Source organism: Helcococcus kunzii ATCC 51366, assembly GCF_000245755.1.
GTDB classification, from domain to species: domain Bacteria; phylum Bacillota; class Clostridia; order Tissierellales; family Peptoniphilaceae; genus Helcococcus; species Helcococcus kunzii.
On sequence record NZ_JH601089.1, the window covers coordinates 35,100 to 50,813 of the forward strand.

Consider the following 15,714-nt stretch of genomic DNA (forward strand, 5'->3'; position numbering starts at 1 on the left):
TTTCTACAGGTTCTCCCTCTATTTCTTCAACTTTAAAGATTTCTCTTTCTTTTTCAAAAATATCTTTCATGTCTCCCCCTTGAAATCAAAAAATAACATTCCTAAAACTTTTATGTATAAATGATTAAGTATACTTAATATCTACATACCCAATATTTTCAAGGAGATAAATATAACAACCTTTATAGTTATAATTAAGTTTTATTTAAAATCACTTTACATTCATTATCAATTTACATTAATTCTAAAAAAAGGTACTTCAGATAAATTTGCGTCTTCAAAGGAATTGTAAAAATCATTAGCATTTTTATTTGTTGCCCTTATTAACCTAATTTCATCAATATTATTCTCAATACAATCTTTTATCATCTCTTCAAAAAGTTTCTTTGCGATGTGTTGTTTTCTATATTTAGGTAAAACATAAAGCCAATCGACATAACATATCCTAAATCCATCTTGAAGACAAGCATAAAAATGGTATTCAATTCTTCCTATAACTACATCGTCTACAATTGCAAGTAATGAAGTAGTCTGTTTATTTAGCTCATCATCTAATCTTGCATAAAGTTCTTTCTCATTAATCTCAGTTGAACACATTAATTCGGGCTCAAGTTTTACTGCTATTTTTAAGTAATCTAGATATGATTTAAAATTGTCTTTATTTAGTTTTTCAAATTTGTAGTTCATAGATATTACTGCTCCTGTTGTAAATAAATAGTGTATGTTAAGACTAGATTTACATAACAGGAAATTTATGTCAATACCTTAACTATTCTTTACTTGGGTATTTTTGAATTTTAAATTTGCAAAGTAATAAAAATTGTTAATTTACTTGGGTATTTCGAAATTTTAAATTTGCAAAGTAATAAAATCTGCAGATTTACTTGGGTATTTTAAAATATTTAATTTACAAAGTAAAATTTTTATTATAATCTGAAAAAATTACTTGGGTATATCAAAAAAACGACTTTAACCAAGTAAATTTGTCAAAATAACTACTTTGTAAAATAGAAAAACTGAAAATACCAAGTAAAATTGTAATTATTAGGAAAATATATTGATACAAGAACGAACGTTTCCACCCCTAACCTTTGTCAATAACATAACATTTGTAAGAAAAAATTTACTATGTTAAGATTTATATAGAAAAAGATATTTCGGGGGAGCTTATTTAGCTGAGATAGAGAAATCTAGACCCTTAGAACCTGATTTGGTTAAAACCAACGTAGGGAAGAAAGTCGGTAACAATAAGGTAAAATCAAGTATGTTTGTCTATTTAGAGTGTGACATTAAGGGATATATTAGAGATTTTACTTGTGTTATTGTGAAATATTTCAGTTGATTGTTTGTGATATTTCATTTTATTACACATTATAGTTTGATTACTTAGACTACTTCACTATGAGGTAGTCTTTTTTTTATATAAAATTTTAGGGGGACAAAATGAACAAAGAATTAGATCAAGTAAATTTATCTTGCGGAATTGATAGTAATATCACTGGTTGTCGTTTTTCTTTATATCCAATGACTGACAATTTTGTTGATATCATATTATCATCATTAGAAAAGACAGACATTTCAAATGTTTGGACAGAAACTGATGCATTGTCAACTGTTTACAGAGGAAAGAGTGAATATGTTGTTGATGCTGTAGAAGCGCTATTTATTAATGCATATAAAGAAGATATTCACATGACAATTGAAGGGCTGCTTTCAAAGGGATGTCCTGGGGATTCAAAAGGCGATGTGAAAATGGGAATAGAAGGGAAATCACCTAATCAAGAATTGATAAAAGACATTCATTTCCCAGCATTATGTAAGTTTTCTCTTTATCCAATGGGAAATGATAATTATATGGATGAGATTTATGACATTGTAGATATAGCTAAAGATAAAGGATTAAATCCTAAATCAATACATTATGCCACAAGACTTGAAGGTGATGTACAAGATATTTTTAATTATTTTGGTGAAATTACAAAATATTTAGAAGTGAGAATTTCACACTATATTATTCATTTTACTATTTCTGTGAATAGCCCAACTGTGGAGGATTAATATGAAAAATAATACTTTAAGTTTACAAGATGTTATAATGGTTTCTATTTTATCAGTTGTATTAGGAGTTGTTTATTTAGGTGCAGTATATTTTTCAACCACATTAGTAGGATTTTTCACACCAATGGGAATAGGTTTCATGGGTTATGAGATTGTCTTTGGTATTTGGTTGATGGCTGCAACATTAGCTGCATATATCATTCAAAAACCAGGTGTTGCAATTGTTACAGAAGTACTAGCTGCAGTTATAGAGGTACTTTTGGGAAATTTCTTTGGGCCAATGGTTATAGTTTCTGGAATTGTGCAAGGCTTAGGTGCAGAAGTTGTATTTGCAGGATATGGCTATAGAAAATGGGATCATAAAACTGTGTATTTAGCAGCAATTGGCACATGCATAACTTCATTTATCTGGTCATTCATTAGATCAGGTTATGGAAGTTTATCTTTACCAATAATACTTCTATTTTTTGTGGTAAGAATAATTTCGACCTTAATCTTTGCGGGATACATTCCAATAAAATTGGTCGACAAATTATCTGAAATGAAATTACTTAAATCATATTCAGTAGGAAAATAATGAAAAATAATTATTTTTTAGAAGCAAAAAACTTATCATTTAAATATGAAAAAGATGGAGAAAATACACTTAAAAATATTGATTTAACATTTAATCAATCATCGAGTGTACTTTTAATGGGGCCTTCTGGATGCGGTAAATCCAGTTTGGCCCACTGTTTATCAGGATTATATCCTGAATTTGCAGGCTATATGGATGGTGAAATATTATTAGATGGAAAAGACATTAAAGAATATAACGCAACTTTAAGGTCTCAAAAAATTTCTATCTTATTCCAAAATCCTGATAATCAATTTTGCATGGATACCCCATCTAATGAAATACTTTTTGCATTAGAAAACATAAACTACCAAGGAAATTATCATCAACGAGTTGAAGATTTGCTTTCAATGGTTGGATTACAAGATGTTAAAAATCAATCCATTCACACACTTTCAGGTGGAATGAAACAAAAAATTGCCTTAGCTACATCTTTAGCAACAGAAGCAAAATTTATGATTTTAGATGAACCTCTTGCTAATTTAGACCCAAAGTCAAGAATAATGGTCATCAATGTCTTAAAAAATTTACGTAAAAAAGACATAGGATTTTTAATAGTTGACCATAATCCAAATTTTTGGATTTCCATGACTGATAGCTTAATTTTAATGAATGAGAATGGGAAAATTGTAAAAAATAATATAAATGTCAAGGACATCAATAAGCAGAAAGAAACCTTTAATCACTTAGGAATTTTCTATGATAACAAGTTTTACAGTAAATACATTCCTAATAATATAAATCCCAAAGCTAAGGAGTTGTTGCATATTAGCAATGTCTCTATTGAATTTGATAAGAAAATAATTTTAAATGATGTTAATTTATCTATAAAACAAGGGGAATGTCACGTGCTTTTAGGTGAGAATGGTGCCGGTAAAACCAGCCTATTACTTGCGATAGTTAAATTGATAAAGTATAAAGGTAAAATTAATCACTTTGAAAAAGTCGGTTTAATATTTCAAAATCCTAGATTTCAATTTTTAACTACAAAAGTTATTGATGAAATAAAGTTAAGCTTAGAAAATAATAAACTAAATAAATATGATACTAAAAATTACGCTGAAGAAATTTTAGAAAAATTCGATTTACTAGACTATAAAAATGCATCACCATATGAATTAAGTCAAGGTCAACAAAGACGCTTTGCCATACTTTCAATGCTCTCATGCAATCGAGGTTTGTTATTACTTGATGAACCAACCTATGCACAAGATGAAAAATCAACAAGAAATATTTTAAATTTATTGAATCAAAAATCACGAGAGGGTTTAGCGACAATCATTTCTACTCACGATTTAGATTTAGCTCAATCCCTAGCAAATTTTGTTTATGTAGTATCAAATGGCGAAGTTAAACAAATTAGCAAAGAAGAATTTCTAAAAATTAAAGAAAATCAAAAAAGTTTAATGGAATCTGTAGTAAATGAGAAATAGATTTTTTATATAAATTTATCAATGAATAAAACTTCTAATTTATTCTATAATAAACATAGAGAAAGGAATTAAAAAATGGTAAAGAAATTAAATCCAGCATATAAGATGATTACAATGATAATAGCCTCTTTATTATTATCCATTAAATATGTAAAAAACATGAATTTTCTAATCTTTTTTATTTGCATTTTCCTTACTTTAATTAATTCTAAATCAAAGATTAAGAAAATTCTATTTGCAATGATTCCTCTATTAATTGCAACTACTGCTATATTTGCAACCGGTGTACTATTCCCAGGAGATGAAGTGTCTGGTGATATCCTATTTTTCTTTTTTAACAAGCCAATCCATTCTTCGTCTATTGAGAATGGGCTAAGACTCTCAAGTAGAATTTTAGCCTATGGAGGGATAGGCTTCCTTTTTGCTTACACTACAAATTCTCTCGAATTAATAATGAGCCTAATGCAACAATTTAGCCTATCTCCTAAGTTTGCATACAGTATTTTAGCAGCTTACAACTTCTTTCCCATCATCAAAAGTGAATACAATATAGTCAGAGGATCTGCTAAAATCAGAGGAATACATGCAAATCCACTTTCAACAAAGTACTTACTCCCAATGGTAGTACATTCAATAGAACGCTCAGAAAGCCTCGCTATGGCCATGGTTTCCAGAGGTTTTGACGAGCATGCTGAGAGAGGAATAGCATTTAATACGAGTTTTTCCTATCTTGATGTAGTGTTTCTTATTGGTGTTAACTTAACAATTATTGTTGGGTTGATTTTGGGATAGATGTAGAGGAATGATGAAATATTGATTTCGATATTTTCACTTTTTTCAAAATCAATTTTCATCAATTTCCTTTTGAAAATTTTGTTTCTTTTCCTCTCTTTCAATAAATGTAAATGAAACTATTACATAAATAATTAATAGCCAAAATATTACTTTTAATAAATTAGCCATAAAAACAGAATAATCTCTAATAAATCTTGAAAAACCAATTATAGCAACGATTAATGGCATCAGAGGCTTTTCATAAGCATGATATCCTATCAACTTTTTATTTTCTTGATCATCTTTAGACCAAATGAACTATTTGCCTGAAAAATATTTTTGTTTAAAATATAATTTACGTAAAATATATATAAAAATATACAGTATTATTAAATTTAGCAAAACCCAAATAATGTCTTTATAGTTCATTTCTACTCCCATTAATCATAATCTATCCATTTTGCATATTCTAAATTTTAAAATTTTTCCATTCTGTGCAGAATTCCACATTATTAAACGTTGATTCTGCATTTAATAACTTTTTTAGAATATTGTTAGATCTTCATACAAATGTTTATCAATTATTTCTTCTATTGATAAACCCCTTATCCTCACAGAATTAAGCAAGTCTTCGTATGTTTGATATATACAATATACTTGTTCTTGCACATCAGTAAAAACATAACCTTCTTGTATAAAAGTTAAAGAGTACATTTTATTTAAATAATAGAATTCAAACTCACGATTCATAGAAATGTCTTCTAAAAAAGTTGTTAAATTATATTCTTGCATTAAATTCCTCTTTCATATCTAAAGATTTTATTGTATCTATGCTATTTTGCAATATATTATGAATATTATTCAAATTCGTCATAATTTGAATATTGTTCTGGTGAATCCCCTACTGTTTTTATTATTTCAGGATAATTAATTGTTTCTTCTTCCTCTTCTTTCAATACTTTACATTGGAATGTCCATTCATCACCAAAGTCAAATATAAACCTAAACTCATATCCAACTTCAACAACATCTAAAGTATAATCTGATGTATGTCTGTATTTATCTTTTTCATCAATCAATTTTGGATAATAAAAATCTTCTTTACTCCAGCTAATATTATCCATAAAAAATGCGTGAGCATGATCATTCATAAAATCAAATGAGTAGATAATTGTATCAGCAAATTGTTCAAGGGTCGTGTCAACAGGTAATTTTATATGTCTATAGCAATCTGAATTTAATTTTACAGAAATAATATAATATTTGTTTATTCTATTATTTTTTTCTTTTATTTTATCGCCTACATTTACATTTTTATTTTTTAGCGCCTTTAGTTCTATTTCCATTTCTTCAGAAGGTTCAATATACGCTTTACCCATTCTTCTAAGATTACCATTTGCCCAATTAGATTTTAGAAATTGAGGAGTTATATCTATCCAATCATTTCCAAATTCAAGTTCGTAATATAAACGATTTAAATTTCCAGTAATTTTTCTATCATTTTTTTCAGAAAAAATAATATCACCCATTTGTTTAAAATAAGCTTCTATTTCTTGATGTTTATAATTTTCAAATCTAAAAAATTTAACTAGGTTTTCTTCTACTAAGGACCTAAATTTCTCAGGATTTCTAGGTAAATTATTCCTAAATATCATAGAAAGCATTGTTTTATCATTCATAAGAACAATAGTATTTTACCATTTACTTTTTTTATATGAGCATGCCAGCAAAATAATTCTTCTTCTTTGATCTCACTTGAATCTACAATTTCTTCTTTACCTATATTTAATGACTTCTTAAAAGCGCTTGAACAGTAAATTACCACATTTCCCCTCCTGTGTATTTTTCTTACATTTATTTTTAAATATTATATCATGTAAAATTTATCTATCCTTTATTCTTTTTATAAACTCATCAAAGTCAGAATATATCCTCTGAGTTCTATTAATTCTTTAAAATAATCTTTACCAAATGGTTTCCCATTTTTTAACATTTCATCGTTTAGAACAAACCCTTTTATAATATATTCTCTTAAGGTTGTAGTTGCCCATATTCTAAATTTTGTGGCTTTTTTTGAATTGACTCTGTAGCCAACAGCTATGATGGCGTCGAGGTTGTAGAAATTTAGATTTCGAGTAACACTTCTATTCCCTTCTTTTTGAACTATTGGGAAATTCCCAATAGTTGAGTTTTTATCTAATTCATCAATTTTATAAATGTTCTTTAAATGTTCATTAATAGTTGAAACATCAACATCAAACAATTCCGCCATTGATTTTTGTGTTAGCCAAAATGTTTCTTCACTATACATTACATCTACTGAAACATTTCTGTCGTCTTCTTGATATAAAATTATTTTATCTTTTTCCATATTTTTTCTCTTTTAACTTTACCAATTAAACTATTTTGATTTCCTAATTCTTTTAACTTCCTTATCTATATCTTTTACACTTTTTAAATATGCCTTTTCAACAGGACTTAGTGTATTAGTTTGATACTTCCTATACTCCTCTGTAGCTTTCTCAATAGCTTGCTTGTTACTAATACTTCCTGGCCCATCTAGTAATTCTCTATCACCAGATGATAATATTCTATCAAGTTGCTTTAAATGGTCAGCCATATACATAGGTCTATGTTCTAAAGCGTTGATCTCCGCTAAATCAAAATATCCTGAAACTAAATTATTTAATATCTCTTAGAATGGGCATTTCACCAGAAAATGTGGTCAAGCCCATAAAAGGATTTTCATGGTTAGCTCTTTGGAATATTACCTCAGCAGCAGTATGTCCATGAGCTGCATAGTGAAGTTTATTTTGAATAATTTTGAAAAACTTAATAGATTCTTTACTTTTTGGATTATAATCTACGCTGGTAGCGTAAAGATCTAGAACTTGTCTATAAAGAACTTTCTCCGATGAACGAATATCTCTAATTCGATCTAAAAGTTCTTTCCAATATGTTCCTCCACCATGACCTTTTAATCTTTCATCATCTAAAGTAAAACCTTTAATAATGTATTCTTTTAGTCTTTCTGTAGCCCAGATTCTAAACTTTGTCCCCTGTAATGATTTAACTCTGTAGCCAACTGAAATAATAACATCAAGGTTATAATATTCAATAGTTCTTTCAACAGATCTATTTCCTTCAATTTGAACTGTTGCATTTTTTGCAACAGTTGAAGTTTTTTCAAGTTCTCCCTCTTCATAGACATTTTTTATATGCCTTGAAATTGTAGATTTATCCCTATCAAATATCCTAGACATCTGTTCTAAAGATAGCCAAACAGTCTCATCTTCAAGCCTTACATCGAGTTTGGTATCTCCATCTTTTGTTTGATAAATAATAATTTCTGAATTCATTTTTTCTCCTTTAAATTTATTGGAGCTGTCAAGAATATTATAACATAAAATGAACATTTGTTCTTCTGGTTTTTTCTTCAGTGAATTCTGTAATAATATATAGTGGTTTATTATTCTTAAGAATAACAGCAGCACCATACTTATCAACTAGCTTTGCAACCTTTGAAAAATTTTGATTTGCATCTGATATAGAAATCAATGTATTCGTGTCAATTTTCATAATATCACCTCTCTGATATATTATAGAATATATTACTAGCTAAAATACAAACTATAGTTTTCGCCTCAAATTAAAATTGATTTATAATGCTCTTCTCAAATACACCATATCAACTAATTGTACTCCATTATCATATATTGGGTTCACATAATTGTCAGTGAAAAAATTGGTATGATATTAGATCTGACAAACCCACATTTTTCATAAAATGGTATCGTTGATAAACTATCTCCTGTCCCTACTTGCAAAATTTTGTATTTTCCTTTGTATTTCTTCGCAATAAATTCAATCAAAAATTTCGCATACCCTTTCCCTTGATATTCTGTAACAGTTGCAATGTTTTTAATTTCAAGTATGCCATTCCCCTCATTAGTTACTACACACTCACATTTAATACCATTATCATCAATCACATACATTTTGCCTCTATCAAGATAACGATCTATCATATCTTCCTGTTTATCTGCTAATAATAGTAACTCAATATAATCTTTTTTGTTTTCAATAACTTCAATTACTTGCATCGATTACTCCATAACTTCTAAATTATCTTATATTCAACCCGTTCATACCGTTAACACTAACCTCACAGAATATTAACAATCTTGCTACAAGTCAATATTTTGAAACAATTATTGAACACTAATTTCAAAATTTTCAACCTTTAATTGTTGACTCTTACTTATGTTCACTATATTTATGTCGGGAACATATTAATTAGAAACGTAAATTAAAAAACCTATCAATTTTTTACCTTTTAAAATTTATTTATCTCAGTTTTCAATTTTTCTTTAAGCGCATTTAACTCAGTTGTTGATGGACGATTAGAATCACTATACATCAATTCCATTGGATAACACCAAACTGGGCCTTTTCCCTTATTTCCATAATTTTCTATATCGCCAGCTATCATTGGAAACAAACGCCAATGTAAATGTGAATCTCCATTACCAAGTAACTCATAGTTAATTTTTTCAGCATCGAATGCTTTGTATACAGCCTCCCCTACCAATGACATTTCTTCTAAAAATTTCAATTTAAAACTATTTTCTAATTCAAAAAGTTCAGACTTATGTTGCTTACACAAAAAAATTGTATATCCCTTAAAATATTGATGGTCACCTAATACAACATAACCAGTTTCTAATTCTTTTACAAAATATTGATTTTCTCCATTTTTTATCATTTATATTCTTTCGCATATTAAGCACATATTATTTACCTCTACAAATTCAAATTTATCAATCTGTTTTTCTGCTATATTCTATTATATAAAATTATTTAAAGTTAATAAATCACAAATAAGGACAGAGCCCATGTCCTGTCCTTATTTGTCATATTTATACTTTTATCTCACCTCAACCTTGGATTAAAGCAAATTGTGAAATTATTCTCTTATACCTTAATTTCCTCAATACAATAAGTCCAATAATAAATACTATCAATTCCAAAACAGACCATGCACTAAATAACCAACATCCATATACAAAGCACATATTGGATAATACTACTAAAATCATCGCCGACAATATACATGCCAATTTGCTATAACGAGCTGAGATTTATTTATACACGGTATTCTTTTATTTTATCTGCATACTCGCTTAAAAGTCCTTTTGAATAAACTTTCTGAACTTTTGATTCTCACACTATACTTTCAGTTTAATATTCATTGCTTTCTTTTTTATAGACAAAATTATTCAAGTTATCATAGTAACATCAATATTAGGTTGCATTAAATTGCATGATTTATTTGCCCTTTCCTACTACTGGTTTATAAAAAAACTATAGTAGTTATATAGTTCTATATTACTTTCTAAAATCCTACCCTTGTTATCGATCGTAGTATCTTCTAATCCAATTCTATAATTTATATTTTTTTCAATAGCTATTTTAATAATATCCCAATCATATTTATTTTCACCGTGTAAAATTATTTCTATATCAGGATATAATTGTTGAAAGTAGTTCACTAAATTATTAGCTTCTTTTATGGCCTTGGCACTCGTTTTAGGGTTATTATTATCGTCTATAATTTCTAGTAATACTCTATAGCAGTTGATATATAATTTATTATTTGTAAAGATCTCTGCATCTTTTAGTGAAAAAATTCCATACTCAATCTTTATATCTTTCTCTTTAAGTATATTAATTAAATCAATACTACCTTTTTCAGAAAGATTTACAGAAATAAAATCAGGTTTGAAATTATACCAGTTTGAAATCAGATCTTCTCTTAATTTTGAATTAATTCCATTTTGTAATGGAGAACCAATTCCAATATTTATCATAGGAAATTTATCCTTTAAAAATCTAAATTGAGGATAGATTATATTTTCATCTAAAGATTCATTACCATAAGAATCCCTAAAGTGAATATGAAAATTTAAAATTCCTTTATTAATAAAAAACTGTATCTCCTTTACATATTGTTTTAATGTAATTGGTACTTTTACTTCTTGAGTCGGAAATAATCCACCATTTAAACATATTTTCTTAAGCATTTTATATCCCCTTTCAATTGCATAAAACAAAGCTAATTTCAAATTTTTGTGTAATTATTTTCTATTCTCGTACCATCAATATTAGAGCCTCAGCCGTCGAATCTTGCCAATCGAAGCTCCCTACTCGGTCGCTTCTCTTGGAGATTCTTGGAATGAGACCTACCTCTAGTCGACACTATGAATAAAAAGTCCATTTTTGCGTTTTTGCAAACATATCATAGGCTTTTTTAGTGTTTTCTTCGTATTTGCAAACATATCATAGGGGTTTTTATACTAGTGCGTATTCAGAAACATATCGAATTTTTCAATATTTCTATGTAATACATTTTTATAAAATTTCTAACTATATTTTGGCATACAAAAATCCCTCCATCCGTATTCCGGATTTTGGGTTCAGGTCATATAGGGAGGTTTTTTACATTATTTTTTTATATTCATTCCTACAATCATTCCAATTAACATTCCTATACCTATGCCCATTGGAATGTTCTCTCCGCCAAAAGCCGATCCTATGGCTGTACCAATGCACATTCCTATAACCATGCCCTCTACCATGGCGCTATCATCTTCTTTTTTACTTTCATCTTTGTTTTTAGATTTCTTTATTATATAAACTACTAATATACATACTAAAATAAGTGGCAGTAATATTCTAAGTATTTCCATTTTCCCTCCTTGGTTAAAACTTAATTTTAATTTCCCAATACTTCTGGTAATACGTCCCATAATTTTTCAACTAAATCAATTGTGTCATTAAAAATTACTTCACCATTTTGTGTTATTTTAATATTAGCAGCTATAACACCTGAATTTCCTTGTTCTAAATCTATTTCACCAATTCCTTTCCACTTAACTTCAATATTTTCTTTAGTAATATTTCCTTTAAATGGTATTACTTGCTGATTAGGTTTATCAAATTTAGATTTAGAGTAAGCATTGATTACAATTTTATTATTAAAACTATAAATATCTACATAATGAAAATTAGATTTATATGTAGCTACTAAATTATCAGATTTAGTTTTAATAATATTTATTTTTTTTCTTTAGACATAATAGATATAATTGTGTATATTAACAATAAGCACAAGAAAATAAAAATTATTCTAAATATTCTAATTCTTCTTTCCATGTATTACTCCTTATTTTTTTTTATAACAATTATATCATTAAATTTAATATATATATAACGCCACTGACTATTCCTAATACACTAAGCCATTCAGGTATAGCTGGAGTCGATGTAGGTACAAATATACATATTGCAACTACTCCTAAAACAGCAACTCCTATCATTACATCTTCTTTAGAAATAGCTAATTCCCTTGCTTTTGAATCGCGAAAAGTTATCAAGTTTTTTACTGTAACTACCATCTTCTATTAACTCAGGACATCCTGGATATGAACATGGTTTCTTTGGTTTTCTTGGCATGATTACTCCATAAAAAATCCCTGAAGAATTCTCTCCAGGGCTTATACATTTTCTATTCTAACTATACCTGATTTCTGTAGTGATATATATGACATTTAGTGTTATAAGACAATACATTTATGACAACTTTTTTCCCCATCCATACCGTTGACACGACATACAAAATATCTAAAGTGTTGCTACGACCTTTTCTAAATATTCATAATGTTGCTACAAGCAAGTATTCAGGAGAAATTATTTAACACTAATTCCAAGATTTTTAACCTATAGTTATTATAAGTCCAAAAATCATAAACCCATTGATTTCAAGCCTTTCAGTACTACTTTACTCGCCTTCCCTTGTCATCAATACTACCGCCTCCACGTGCATCGAGTCGTCACTATGGATAAAAAGTCCATTTTTGTGTTTTCGCAAACATATCATTGACTTTTTTTAGCATTTCCCTTGTATTGGCAAACATATCATAGGTTTTTTTATACTAGTACGTATTCAGAAACATATTGAATTTTCCGATTTTTCTATATAATACACACTCTGAAAATATTCCTCTTATTCCTTAAACTTTTTATATTCTCCATAGAAAGCACCTACTCAATACAAGTAGATGCTTACATATTATTATTAATTTTTATTGTTTATATACTGTTCATTTGCCTTTAGCAACTTCTTATAGTATTCATCATAGCTTTTGCTAAATTTTCTAATAAGTGGAATTGCTATTTCATAATATTGATTTTCCTTCATAAAGCTTTTCAACTTATCTTGGATTTGTTTCATCATGCTATTTTGATACTCTTCACTGTTTTTATAGCTTTCATATTGAGAAATCAAATCTTCATTATCTTTCATCCACTTTTCTGGATTTTCAATAGCATCGAGTTTAGCTTGATTTACATTCTTTAAGGTTTTCATATCATATGGTGAGCTAATCTTCTCAATATATTTTTTCTCTTCTTCAGTTAATTCAAACGAAGGAAGCCTATCAAGATAATCTATATATTTATAAAACGAATTCTTACCATCATTTTCTAATGGCTCATTCAAAAATGGTTGATAAGCAGCAAATATCATTTGTCCAAAATATCCTGGAAAAGCATTTTCTAGTTTTTCATAGATAGTTTCTTCCGCATCCAGTGATGAAACCTTCTCATTAATTAGTTCATTACTTTCGCCTTTAACAATCATTTCTAGTATTGCTTTCCTTTTTTTATCAAGCTCTAATTGATATTGCTTTTTTCTTAAGACCGAAGACAAAGTATCTCCACCTGAAAATATGCACTGGTTAATATCTGATATACTCATCCCTAATTTTCTAAATATAGATACCTTTTTCAGAATTTCTAAATCCTTCTTACTATAGTTTCTATAACCATTCTCAGATTTCTGAGGATGGATAAGTTCCTTATCCTCATAATATTCTATTGCTTTCCTCGTTAATCCAGTTTCTTTTTGAATTTCACTTCTTAACATGGTTATCCACCTCCTTTGATTAAAGGATAACACTGTCCCCAACGGGCAGGTCAAGCCCTATATATTATATAAAATTTTACTTATACTTTTTCTAGGTCTATATATATTTCATTTATTGAAAATCTTCACTAATTACCTCTTTAATATTCCTCGTCTACAAAAAAATCTCCTTTTTCATCATATATAGGAGTTGTCGATACTCCATCCGGTCCTACTGTAATTAAATAATTAACACCTGTTTTAACGTCTACAACAGTGTATAGTGTGATCAATCCCACATGGTCGTTTGACTTTAGTATAAATCTTTTTTCTTCTTCTCTTTTATTTCCAAACATTATTTCTTTTCTCCTTAAAATCTAATTTGTAATATCTTTCTCTACTACTTGGTGCTACGACCTTTTCATAATATTAATAATATATATAAGTATTTGAAATATTTTTCACCTACTATATATAATTTTTCATACTTATATTATACACAAAAAACCAGAAACAAATATTTCTAAATGTCTCTGGTATAAAGTCCAACTTTTTGGGGGCACCTTATAAACATCGTTTATTTTTTTCTCAAAATTTCCTCCTAAAATTTAAAACGCATATGTAATTTTAACAAAGAAAGTATTTTTTGTAAAATTGTGAGATGTTTGGAATCTTTTTGAAAAAATTGTTAATAACTTACTATTAGTTTTATAATTTATCCTTATTGTATTAAGATTCATAGCTTTTCTATAAAGAGCTATAAATTTCAATTTACCCATTTAATCCTGTTCTATCCTCAACAAAATGAACAAATCCGTTTGTCTCTTCATTTAAATATTTTTTTATAAAACTTGGATAAGCTTTTACGTTATTTAGATTTTCAATATCCAGCCAATATACTTTTTCTTCTACCCCGGAAGCGCTCATTCCTGTTTGATTGAATTCCAAAAGTCCTTTTGGTTTCATTATATAATAAAAGCAAATTTCATGACAGATAACATCTTCAAAACCAGGATCTATACCCCAATATATATTCTCATGGATAACTGCTAATCTATCAATCTCATAAACTTCTCCAGTTTCCTCAAACACCTCTCTGATTACGGCTTTTTCTGATGTTTCACCAACATGGACAGCCCCGCCAACAGAATAATAGTAGTCGGTGATGTTATTTTTTGCCAATAAAACTTTCTTATCTTCTACTATGATTGCTGCCGCTCTATATCTAAACCATGTTTTTTCTTTTAGAAAACCTGCATCTATATTAAATCTTTCTGATTTTTTGAAATACTCATCGGCCTGATTCAAAAGCTCTTTGATTGTCTTTGACTTGTATTCTTGATATTTTTTTGGAGAATGGCTATATAACTTACTTGCTTCTTCTTTTATGTTTAGGTATTTATTAAATGCCACTTCATCACTTCTTAAATAATCTCTGAATTTCAACTCTTCACTTACTTTTTTATTTTCTTTTGAATATACATGAATATGCGCCAAATGATCAACGCCATTACTATCGTATTGTTGGAAATATCTTCTTCCACTTATGCCATTCTCACCCTTTGCGATATATCCTTTGCTCTTCATTTTCTTATTGTATGCATCAATATTAGAAATATCTTTTACTATCACTAATACATCCACTGTATCTTTTGATTTCATACCTTTTATTGAAGTCGACCCAAAATGTTGGACATTAATAACTTCATTTCCAAAAATCTTGCAAATATCTCTTTCAATTTGATTATATCTATCTACCCACTCAGGATTGTATTCGTGTAATATAATTTGTCTGCCCATATTTTCTCCTATACTTCAATATTTAGTTTTAAAATTATATCATAATTATTTATCCTAATTTTATATTA

General features: G+C 28.2%; 19 protein-coding genes, 1 pseudogene and 1 riboswitch. Of the genes and pseudogenes, 4 read left to right on the forward strand and 16 right to left on the reverse strand.

Features of this window, described 5'->3' with window-relative positions; genetic code table 11:
* Nucleotides 1–228: 228 nt before the first annotated feature.
* Nucleotides 229–687: a GNAT family N-acetyltransferase gene (locus tag HMPREF9709_RS08885; protein ID WP_005399284.1), complete on the reverse strand. Its 459-nt coding sequence runs from the start codon at nt 685–687 to the stop codon at nt 229–231.
* Nucleotides 688–1,149: 462 nt separating this feature from the next.
* Nucleotides 1,150–1,250, forward strand: a riboswitch (TPP riboswitch).
* A 193-nt stretch (nt 1,251–1,443) separates the two neighbouring features.
* Between HMPREF9709_RS08885 and HMPREF9709_RS08890 the strand changes: the two genes are divergently transcribed.
* The 4 genes from HMPREF9709_RS08890 (at nt 1,444) to HMPREF9709_RS08905 (ending at nt 4,899) form a co-directional block, all read left to right on the forward strand.
* On the forward strand, nt 1,444–2,058 hold the full coding sequence (locus HMPREF9709_RS08890) for a YkoF family thiamine/hydroxymethylpyrimidine-binding protein (protein WP_005399285.1): 615 nt from the start codon (nt 1,444–1,446) through the stop codon (nt 2,056–2,058).
* Between the two features lies 1 nt (nt 2,059).
* On the forward strand, nt 2,060–2,635 hold the full coding sequence (locus HMPREF9709_RS08895; RefSeq protein WP_005399286.1) for an ECF transporter S component: 576 nt from the start codon (nt 2,060–2,062) through the stop codon (nt 2,633–2,635).
* A complete protein-coding gene (locus HMPREF9709_RS08900) occupies nt 2,635–4,107 on the forward strand; it encodes an ABC transporter ATP-binding protein (protein ID WP_005399287.1) in 1,473 nt (490 codons plus the stop codon). The genes HMPREF9709_RS08895 and HMPREF9709_RS08900 overlap by 1 nt, the downstream gene beginning before the upstream one ends.
* A gap of 75 nt (nt 4,108–4,182) precedes the next feature.
* A complete protein-coding gene (locus tag HMPREF9709_RS08905) occupies nt 4,183–4,899 on the forward strand; it encodes an energy-coupling factor transporter transmembrane component T family protein (RefSeq protein WP_005399288.1) in 717 nt (238 codons plus the stop codon).
* Nucleotides 4,900–4,950: 51 nt separating this feature from the next.
* On the opposite strand, the gene HMPREF9709_RS08910 is transcribed toward HMPREF9709_RS08905, so the two are convergent.
* From HMPREF9709_RS08910 to HMPREF9709_RS09870, 15 genes and pseudogenes are all read right to left on the reverse strand, one after another.
* Complete coding sequence (locus tag HMPREF9709_RS08910; protein ID WP_040464281.1) at nt 4,951–5,130, reverse strand: hypothetical protein; 180 nt, start codon at nt 5,128–5,130, stop codon at nt 4,951–4,953.
* A gap of 294 nt (nt 5,131–5,424) precedes the next feature.
* Nucleotides 5,425–5,673: a hypothetical protein gene (locus HMPREF9709_RS08915; RefSeq protein WP_005399290.1), complete on the reverse strand. Its 249-nt coding sequence runs from the start codon at nt 5,671–5,673 to the stop codon at nt 5,425–5,427.
* 65 nt (nt 5,674–5,738) lie between these two features.
* Nucleotides 5,739–6,560: a DUF6933 domain-containing protein gene (locus HMPREF9709_RS10190; protein ID WP_005399291.1), complete on the reverse strand. Its 822-nt coding sequence runs from the start codon at nt 6,558–6,560 to the stop codon at nt 5,739–5,741.
* Nucleotides 6,557–6,706 (reverse strand): hypothetical protein, encoded by a 150-nt coding sequence (locus tag HMPREF9709_RS10015; protein ID WP_005399292.1) that lies wholly within the window; start codon nt 6,704–6,706, stop codon nt 6,557–6,559. Before HMPREF9709_RS10015 ends, HMPREF9709_RS10190 begins: the two co-directional genes overlap by 4 nt.
* A gap of 78 nt (nt 6,707–6,784) precedes the next feature.
* On the reverse strand, nt 6,785–7,252 hold the full coding sequence (locus HMPREF9709_RS08925) for a virulence RhuM family protein (protein ID WP_005399293.1): 468 nt from the start codon (nt 7,250–7,252) through the stop codon (nt 6,785–6,787).
* A gap of 30 nt (nt 7,253–7,282) precedes the next feature.
* Nucleotides 7,283–8,297, reverse strand: a pseudogene (locus tag HMPREF9709_RS10265) (virulence RhuM family protein).
* Nucleotides 8,278–8,460: a hypothetical protein gene (locus HMPREF9709_RS08935; protein ID WP_005399296.1), complete on the reverse strand. Its 183-nt coding sequence runs from the start codon at nt 8,458–8,460 to the stop codon at nt 8,278–8,280. Before HMPREF9709_RS08935 ends, HMPREF9709_RS10265 begins: the two are co-directional and overlap by 20 nt.
* Nucleotides 8,461–8,603: 143 nt before the next feature.
* Nucleotides 8,604–8,984: a GNAT family N-acetyltransferase gene (locus tag HMPREF9709_RS08940; protein WP_005399297.1), complete on the reverse strand. Its 381-nt coding sequence runs from the start codon at nt 8,982–8,984 to the stop codon at nt 8,604–8,606.
* A gap of 233 nt (nt 8,985–9,217) precedes the next feature.
* On the reverse strand, nt 9,218–9,646 hold the full coding sequence (locus HMPREF9709_RS08945; protein WP_005399298.1) for an HIT family protein: 429 nt from the start codon (nt 9,644–9,646) through the stop codon (nt 9,218–9,220).
* A 580-nt stretch (nt 9,647–10,226) separates the two neighbouring features.
* Complete coding sequence (locus HMPREF9709_RS08950) at nt 10,227–10,964, reverse strand: 3-keto-5-aminohexanoate cleavage protein (protein ID WP_005399299.1); 738 nt, start codon at nt 10,962–10,964, stop codon at nt 10,227–10,229.
* A gap of 420 nt (nt 10,965–11,384) precedes the next feature.
* Nucleotides 11,385–11,630, reverse strand: coding sequence for a glycine zipper domain-containing protein (locus HMPREF9709_RS08955; RefSeq protein ID WP_005399300.1), 246 nt, complete (start codon nt 11,628–11,630; stop codon nt 11,385–11,387).
* A 495-nt stretch (nt 11,631–12,125) separates the two neighbouring features.
* Entirely contained in the window at nt 12,126–12,338 is a 213-nt protein-coding gene (locus HMPREF9709_RS08960; protein WP_005399301.1) for a hypothetical protein, read from the reverse strand.
* 680 nt (nt 12,339–13,018) lie between these two features.
* Nucleotides 13,019–13,867, reverse strand: coding sequence for a MerR family transcriptional regulator (locus tag HMPREF9709_RS08965; RefSeq protein WP_005399302.1), 849 nt, complete (start codon nt 13,865–13,867; stop codon nt 13,019–13,021).
* A gap of 140 nt (nt 13,868–14,007) precedes the next feature.
* A complete protein-coding gene (locus HMPREF9709_RS08970; protein WP_005399303.1) occupies nt 14,008–14,202 on the reverse strand; it encodes a DUF6440 family protein in 195 nt (64 codons plus the stop codon).
* A gap of 415 nt (nt 14,203–14,617) precedes the next feature.
* Nucleotides 14,618–15,646, reverse strand: coding sequence for a GrpB family protein (locus tag HMPREF9709_RS09870; RefSeq protein WP_005399305.1), 1,029 nt, complete (start codon nt 15,644–15,646; stop codon nt 14,618–14,620).
* Nucleotides 15,647–15,714 lie beyond the last annotated feature (68 nt).

Excerpts from the sequence above, each read along its gene's own strand:
- HMPREF9709_RS09870 (WP_005399305.1), bottom strand. The coding sequence starts at position 15,646 with ATGGGCAGACAAATTATATTACACGAATACAATCCTGAGTGGGTAGAT.
- HMPREF9709_RS08955 (WP_005399300.1), bottom strand. The coding sequence starts at position 11,630 with ATGGAAATACTTAGAATATTACTGCCACTTATTTTAGTATGTATATTA.
- HMPREF9709_RS08935 (WP_005399296.1), bottom strand. The coding sequence starts at position 8,460 with ATGAAAATTGACACGAATACATTGATTTCTATATCAGATGCAAATCAA.
- HMPREF9709_RS08895 (WP_005399286.1), top strand. The coding sequence starts at position 2,060 with ATGAAAAATAATACTTTAAGTTTACAAGATGTTATAATGGTTTCTATT.
- HMPREF9709_RS08915 (WP_005399290.1), bottom strand. The coding sequence starts at position 5,673 with ATGCAAGAATATAATTTAACAACTTTTTTAGAAGACATTTCTATGAAT.
- HMPREF9709_RS08905 (WP_005399288.1), top strand. The coding sequence starts at position 4,183 with ATGGTAAAGAAATTAAATCCAGCATATAAGATGATTACAATGATAATA.
- HMPREF9709_RS08885 (WP_005399284.1), bottom strand. The coding sequence starts at position 687 with ATGAACTACAAATTTGAAAAACTAAATAAAGACAATTTTAAATCATAT.
- HMPREF9709_RS08965 (WP_005399302.1), bottom strand. The coding sequence starts at position 13,867 with ATGTTAAGAAGTGAAATTCAAAAAGAAACTGGATTAACGAGGAAAGCA.
- HMPREF9709_RS08950 (WP_005399299.1), bottom strand. The coding sequence starts at position 10,964 with ATGCTTAAGAAAATATGTTTAAATGGTGGATTATTTCCGACTCAAGAA.
- HMPREF9709_RS08925 (WP_005399293.1), bottom strand. The coding sequence starts at position 7,252 with ATGGAAAAAGATAAAATAATTTTATATCAAGAAGACGACAGAAATGTT.
- HMPREF9709_RS10190 (WP_005399291.1), bottom strand. The coding sequence starts at position 6,560 with ATGAATGATAAAACAATGCTTTCTATGATATTTAGGAATAATTTACCT.
- HMPREF9709_RS08900 (WP_005399287.1), top strand. The coding sequence starts at position 2,635 with ATGAAAAATAATTATTTTTTAGAAGCAAAAAACTTATCATTTAAATAT.
- HMPREF9709_RS08890 (WP_005399285.1), top strand. The coding sequence starts at position 1,444 with ATGAACAAAGAATTAGATCAAGTAAATTTATCTTGCGGAATTGATAGT.
- HMPREF9709_RS08970 (WP_005399303.1), bottom strand. The coding sequence starts at position 14,202 with ATGTTTGGAAATAAAAGAGAAGAAGAAAAAAGATTTATACTAAAGTCA.
- HMPREF9709_RS08945 (WP_005399298.1), bottom strand. The coding sequence starts at position 9,646 with ATGATAAAAAATGGAGAAAATCAATATTTTGTAAAAGAATTAGAAACT.
- HMPREF9709_RS08940 (WP_005399297.1), bottom strand. The coding sequence starts at position 8,984 with ATGCAAGTAATTGAAGTTATTGAAAACAAAAAAGATTATATTGAGTTA.
- HMPREF9709_RS08910 (WP_040464281.1), bottom strand. The coding sequence starts at position 5,130 with ATGCCATTAATCGTTGCTATAATTGGTTTTTCAAGATTTATTAGAGAT.
- HMPREF9709_RS08960 (WP_005399301.1), bottom strand. The coding sequence starts at position 12,338 with ATGGTAGTTACAGTAAAAAACTTGATAACTTTTCGCGATTCAAAAGCA.